At 49.3% G+C, this 5,173-nt stretch carries 5 protein-coding genes and 1 pseudogene; 5 read left to right on the top strand and 1 reads right to left on the bottom strand.

What is annotated here, in order from left to right:
• A pseudogene (locus tag ACEW8P_RS26345) lies at nt 1-397 on the bottom strand (amidinotransferase); the annotation flags it as partial.
• A 290-nt stretch (nt 398-687) separates the two neighbouring features.
• Here ACEW8P_RS26345 and sufC point away from each other — a divergent pair.
• From sufC to ACEW8P_RS26320, 5 genes are all read left to right on the top strand, one after another.
• Nucleotides 688-1,446: a Fe-S cluster assembly ATPase SufC gene (gene sufC / locus ACEW8P_RS26340; protein WP_373516041.1), complete on the top strand. Its 759-nt coding sequence runs from the start codon at nt 688-690 to the stop codon at nt 1,444-1,446.
• Nucleotides 1,447-1,540: 94 nt separating this feature from the next.
• The gene (gene sufD / locus ACEW8P_RS26335; protein ID WP_373516040.1) at nt 1,541-2,842 is read left to right on the top strand and encodes a Fe-S cluster assembly protein SufD; all 1,302 of its coding nucleotides are present in this window, start codon (nt 1,541-1,543) and stop codon (nt 2,840-2,842) included.
• A gap of 88 nt (nt 2,843-2,930) precedes the next feature.
• Entirely contained in the window at nt 2,931-4,175 is a 1,245-nt protein-coding gene (locus tag ACEW8P_RS26330) for a SufS family cysteine desulfurase (RefSeq protein WP_373516039.1), read from the top strand.
• Nucleotide 4,176: 1 nt separating this feature from the next.
• Entirely contained in the window at nt 4,177-4,599 is a 423-nt protein-coding gene (locus ACEW8P_RS26325; protein ID WP_373516038.1) for a SufE family protein, read from the top strand.
• A 29-nt stretch (nt 4,600-4,628) separates the two neighbouring features.
• Nucleotides 4,629-4,955, top strand: coding sequence for an SUF system Fe-S cluster assembly protein (locus tag ACEW8P_RS26320; RefSeq protein WP_373516037.1), 327 nt, complete (start codon nt 4,629-4,631; stop codon nt 4,953-4,955).
• Nucleotides 4,956-5,173: the final 218 nt, after the last annotated feature.

The following is a 5,173-nucleotide window of genomic DNA, read 5'->3' as shown; positions in this document are numbered from 1 at the left end:
TTTCGATGCCGCAGATGGAGGCAATCAACTTGGTTCGAACTACCTCATTTTTCAGAATATCCGACAACAGATTCTGCAAGTCGATTACCTTGTCGGAATTGAAATAGCCCGCATTTCCCGGCTTATAGAAAGCCCGCGAGGCGTCGGCGTCGATTTCGGAAACCTTGCCTTTCACTTTCTCAGGGTCGAGAAAATACAGAAGTAGTTTTACATAATAGTCGTATTCCTCGCGCCGCATGGTATCCAGATGCACGATGTCTTCGAAAAGCCAGTCCTGTGCCTTGGAAGGAACTACCTTACCCAGGCCCCGATCGGGACTATGAATCAGAAGCCGCCGCAGCCGCCCCACTTCAGATGTCACCTTTATTTTTTCAAAAGTGCTTTTATTGTTTTTCATAGAATCGTTTCCGCCCAATAAATTGCCTTCTGCAAAGTACGGAGGATTATTTTTTAATAAAAAGTCGGTTAAATGCAACCTATCCCGATGCCCTCTGACAAACCCGCTTCGCGGGGAACATCCTACCGGGCTTAGTGGTTATACAGGCTGACGGAGTTGTTTAGAAACATTCTAATTGTGGCTTCTTTTCCCGCCCCATCGGCGTACCTTTGCATTTAAAGACAAAGTCAACGGGCAAGCTGCGGTAGCGTCCGTCCGACCGTACCACATATTGACAAGAAAACCCTACTATGCTTACCATTAAAGACTTACATGCCTCGATTGAAGGCAAAGAAATATTGAGAGGAATCAATCTGAAAGTAAATCCAGGCGAGATTCATGCGATCATGGGTCCTAATGGCTCGGGCAAGAGTACTTTGGCATCTGTACTTGCAGGTCGCGAAGAGTACGAAATTTCTAGCGGCAGCGTGGATTTTGAAGGCAAAGACCTGCTTGACCTCGCCCCCGAAGAACGCGCGGCGGAGGGGATTTTTTTGGCTTTTCAGTACCCCGTCGAAATCCCCGGCGTGACGACCATCAACTTCCTTAAAACTGCTGTCAACGAGATGCGTAAGTACCGGGGCGAAGACCCGCTGGACGCCGCACAGTTTCTGCGCATGGTACGCGAGAAAGCCAAGCTCGTGAAAATGAACGACTCACTTCTGAAGCGCTCGTTAAATGAAGGCTTCTCAGGTGGTGAGAAAAAACGCAATGAGATTTTCCAGATGGCTGTTTTGGAACCCAGACTATCAATTCTGGACGAAACCGATTCCGGCCTCGACATTGACGCTCTGCGTATTGTGGCTGAGGGTGTCAACTCGCTGCGCTCGCCGGAAAAAGCGACCATCGTCGTGACCCACTACCAGCGCCTGCTCGACTACATTGTCCCCGATTTTGTTCACGTACTTTATCAGGGGAGGATCGTAAAATCCGGTACCAAAGAACTGGCGCTGGAATTGGAGGAAAAAGGGTATGACTGGATCAAGGAGGAGATTGAGGCGATCGCTTAATTTGGAATTAGAGAATTAGTGAATGTTGGAATAGGCAGAGAAACGCGAAAGCAGCATTCACTAATTCTCCAATTCTCTAATTCACAACTGATTTATGGTAGATTTAAAAGAAAAGCTGATTGCCGACTTTCGTACTCGGGAGGCAGCGATGAACGGGGAGGCACAAACACCGCTGCACCAATCTCGGCAAAAAGCACTTTCCCGATTTGAGGAGCTGGGTTTCCCTACTCCCAAAAACGAGGAGTGGAAGTACAGTAACGTTCGGAACCTGACGAATCAGGATTTTGATTTGAGTGGAAGTCACGCCGTTTCGGCAGCGGACATCGACAATATCAAGATTCCGAACCTCACCGGAAACGTCCTTTATTTCATAAATGGCAAATACGAAGCTGGACTTTCCAGCATTGTTTCGCCCGCTTCGCAGGTTACGATTCAGCCTTTGCAAGAGGCATTGCTGGCTAAGCCAGAATTGGTGAGTACTTATTTCGGCATGTTAGCTGACACGCAGAGTGAGGCATTTTCGGCGTTGAACTCCGCCTTTGCGGGCGATGGTGTATTCATCCATGTGCCAAAGGGCAAAGTAGTGGAGGAACCCATCGTGCTGTATTTCATCAACGACGCCCGTTCTGGCAATGTTGGGGCCCAGCCGCGCAACCTTTTTGTGATTGAGCCGAACGCGCAAGTGCAACTGACTGAAACTTTTCTAACATTGGGCGAGTCGTCGGCTTTTACCAATGCGCTGACCGAAATCCACGTCGCCCAAGATGCGCATGTGCAGTACTATAAGGTACAAAACGACAGCGACGCCACTTATCACGTCGGCACCACGCAGGTACGTATGTCTGATAACTCGCACTTCTACGCCGCCACAGTTTCGCTGAACGGTGGCTTTATCCGTAACAATCTCAACATCGCTCTGGACGGCGAGCATTGCGACGCGCACATGTACGGGTTGTACTTTCCTGATGGCAAGCAACACATCGACAACCACACCGTTGCCGACCACCGCAAGCCCAATTCGGAAAGTAATGAATTGTACAAAGGTGTTCTTCGGGGCCAATCGACGGGTGTGTTTAACGGTAAGATTTTCGTGCGTGAAGACGCCCAGAAAACTAATGCTTTCCAGTCGTGCAAGAATGTGGTGCTATCGCCGCAGGCGACCATGAACACCAAGCCACAGCTAGAGATTTGGGCCGACGACGTCAAATGCTCGCATGGCACTACCACCGGGCAACTGGACGACGAAGCCCTGTTTTATCTCCGCTCGCGCGGCATTTCCAAAGCTGAGGCCATGAGTTTGCTCATGTTCGCTTTCTGCGAAGACGTAATCACGCAGATCAAGATAGAGCCGATCAGGGAGTACTTGGAAGAGATTATTGCTGAAAAGTTGAAATAGACCTGTCGTACAAACAGGGCCGCCTGGCAGTTCTTGGTTCAAAGTTCAGAGTTGGGGCGGAAGAATCATCTGTAAATACTTTTGAAGAATGTTACTAGAAACAGACACCATATCACAGCTGGACATCGCCCAAATCAGATCGGATTTTCCGATTTTGAACGAGGTGGTGAACGGCAAGCAGCTTGTTTACTTCGATAATGCCGCTACAACCCAGAAACCGCGCCAAGTACTGGACGCGCTGGCGGGTTACTACGAGCATACCAACGCCAATATTCACCGGGGCATTCATCACCTGGCTGAGAAGGCGACGGCGGAGTTCGAAGCGTCGCGTCGCCGTATTCAGAAGTTCATGAATGCCCGCTTGCCGGAAGAAGTCATCTTTACCTACGGTACTACGGATGGCATAAATCTGGTAGCCCAGACGTACGGCCGCGCTTTCCTGAAAGAAGGCGACGAGATCATCATCAGCACGATGGAGCATCACTCGAACATAGTTCCGTGGCAGATGCTCTGTGAGGAAAAGGGTTGCGTGTTGCGCATCATTCCAATTAATGATGCGGGTGAGCTATTGATGGACGAGTACGAGAAGATGCTTTCGGAAAAAACGAAATTCGTTTCCGTCGTCCACGTTTCCAATGCTCTGGGTACGATCAATCCCGTGGCGCAAATCATTGAAAAAGCTCACGCCGTGGGAGCGAAGGTACTGATCGACGGTGCCCAGGCCAGTTCGCATATCGACATCGACGTGCAGGCACTCGACTGCGATTTCTACGCTTTTTCACTCCACAAACTTTACGGTCCGACGGGCGTGGGTGTGTTGTACGGCAAAGAGGAAGTCCTCAACGCCATGCCGCCCTGGCGCGGTGGCGGCGAGATGATTAAAGAGGTCACGTTTGAGAAAACTACCTTCAACGAACTGCCCTACAAATTTGAGGCTGGCACGCCCAATATTGCCGACGTAGTCGCCTCAAAAACAGCGGTCGAGTACCTGGAAAAACTAGGCAAAGAAGCCGTTGCCGATTACGAAAACTACCTTTTGGAATACGCCACCGATGCCTTGTCCAGCATTGAAGGGCTTCGCATCGTAGGAACTGCCGCCGAAAAAATCAGTGTGATCTCTTTCTTTATGGATGGAATTCATCATCAGGACATTGGCGTTCTGCTCGACCAACAGGGGATTGCCATCCGCACGGGTCATCACTGCACGCAGCCTCTTATGCAACGCTTCGGTATCCCCGGAACCTCTCGCGCCTCTTTCGCTGTTTACAACACGACCGAAGAAATCGACCGCCTGGTGTCGGGACTTTTGAAGGTAAAGAAGATGCTGGGATAAGATGACTATCAACGAAAAACAGGATGAACTCATCGAAGACTTTGCCCTCTTTGACGATTGGGAAAACAAGTACGAGTACATCATAGACATGGGTAAGCAATTGGCCCCTTTGCCCGAAGCGTATAAGACCGAAGAAAATATCATTAAAGGTTGTCAATCACGCGTTTGGCTGCACGCTGAAACCGATGGCGAAAACGTGAAGTTCGAGGCAGACAGCGATGCTATCATTGTGAAAGGTTTGGTGAGTATGCTGGTCAAGGTGTTGTCTGGTCACACCGCCGAAGAAATCGCTCAGACGAACCTTTATTTCATGGAGAAAATTGGCCTGCACCAGCATCTGGCCCAAACCCGTTCCAACGGCCTAGCCAGCATGGTAAAGCAAATGAAAACCTACGGGTTGGCCTACCAAAGCTTAAATGGCTGACGGTTATAAATTATAAGACTACCATAATAATGGAAACTACCACTTTAACAGAAGCAGAACTCAAGGAAGAAATCGTGAAAGCGATCAAGCGCGTGTACGACCCGGAAATCCCGGTGGATGTATACGAGTTGGGTTTGATTTACGATCTAAAGATATTTCCGGTCAACAATGTCTTCGTTTCCATGACTTTGACGTCACCTTCTTGCCCTTCGGCGGGTACTTTGCCAGGCGAAGTGGAACAGCGCATCCGGGAAGTGGAGGGCGTAAACGATGTGAGCCTGGAACTCACCTTCGATCCGCCTTACACAACGGAGATGATGTCTGAAGAGGCGAGACTGGAACTTGGATTTATGTAGGGAAGGTCCAAAGGTCCAAAGGTCCAAAGGTCCAAAGTGGAAGTGACACTTCGCGACTGAAGTTCCCCTTCTAAACACTTAGAAGCTGTTTGAGTTATTTTTTAATGATAAAAATGAGTTGTTTTTTGTCAGGACAAGGCACCAAATCCGAAATTTGGCAGAGCCAAATGAGGGTTTGGTAACGCAGGATTGGCAAAAAACGGCCATTTTTGGCTTAA

Origin of the sequence: Persicitalea sp., assembly GCF_041751555.1 — a bacterium.
In the GTDB taxonomy this organism is placed as follows: Bacteria; Bacteroidota; Bacteroidia; order Cytophagales; family Spirosomataceae; genus Persicitalea.
Note: the sequence above shows the minus strand (reverse complement) of the source record. Positions and strands in the feature narration are given on the sequence as shown.

Bases quoted from the DNA above. Each gene is read 5' to 3' on its own strand.
- sufC (WP_373516041.1), top strand. From the start codon at position 688: ATGCTTACCATTAAAGACTTACATGCCTCGATTGAAGGCAAAGAAATA.
- sufD (WP_373516040.1), top strand. From the start codon at position 1,541: ATGGTAGATTTAAAAGAAAAGCTGATTGCCGACTTTCGTACTCGGGAG.
- ACEW8P_RS26330 (WP_373516039.1), top strand. From the start codon at position 2,931: ATGTTACTAGAAACAGACACCATATCACAGCTGGACATCGCCCAAATC.
- ACEW8P_RS26325 (WP_373516038.1), top strand. From the start codon at position 4,177: ATGACTATCAACGAAAAACAGGATGAACTCATCGAAGACTTTGCCCTC.
- ACEW8P_RS26320 (WP_373516037.1), top strand. From the start codon at position 4,629: ATGGAAACTACCACTTTAACAGAAGCAGAACTCAAGGAAGAAATCGTG.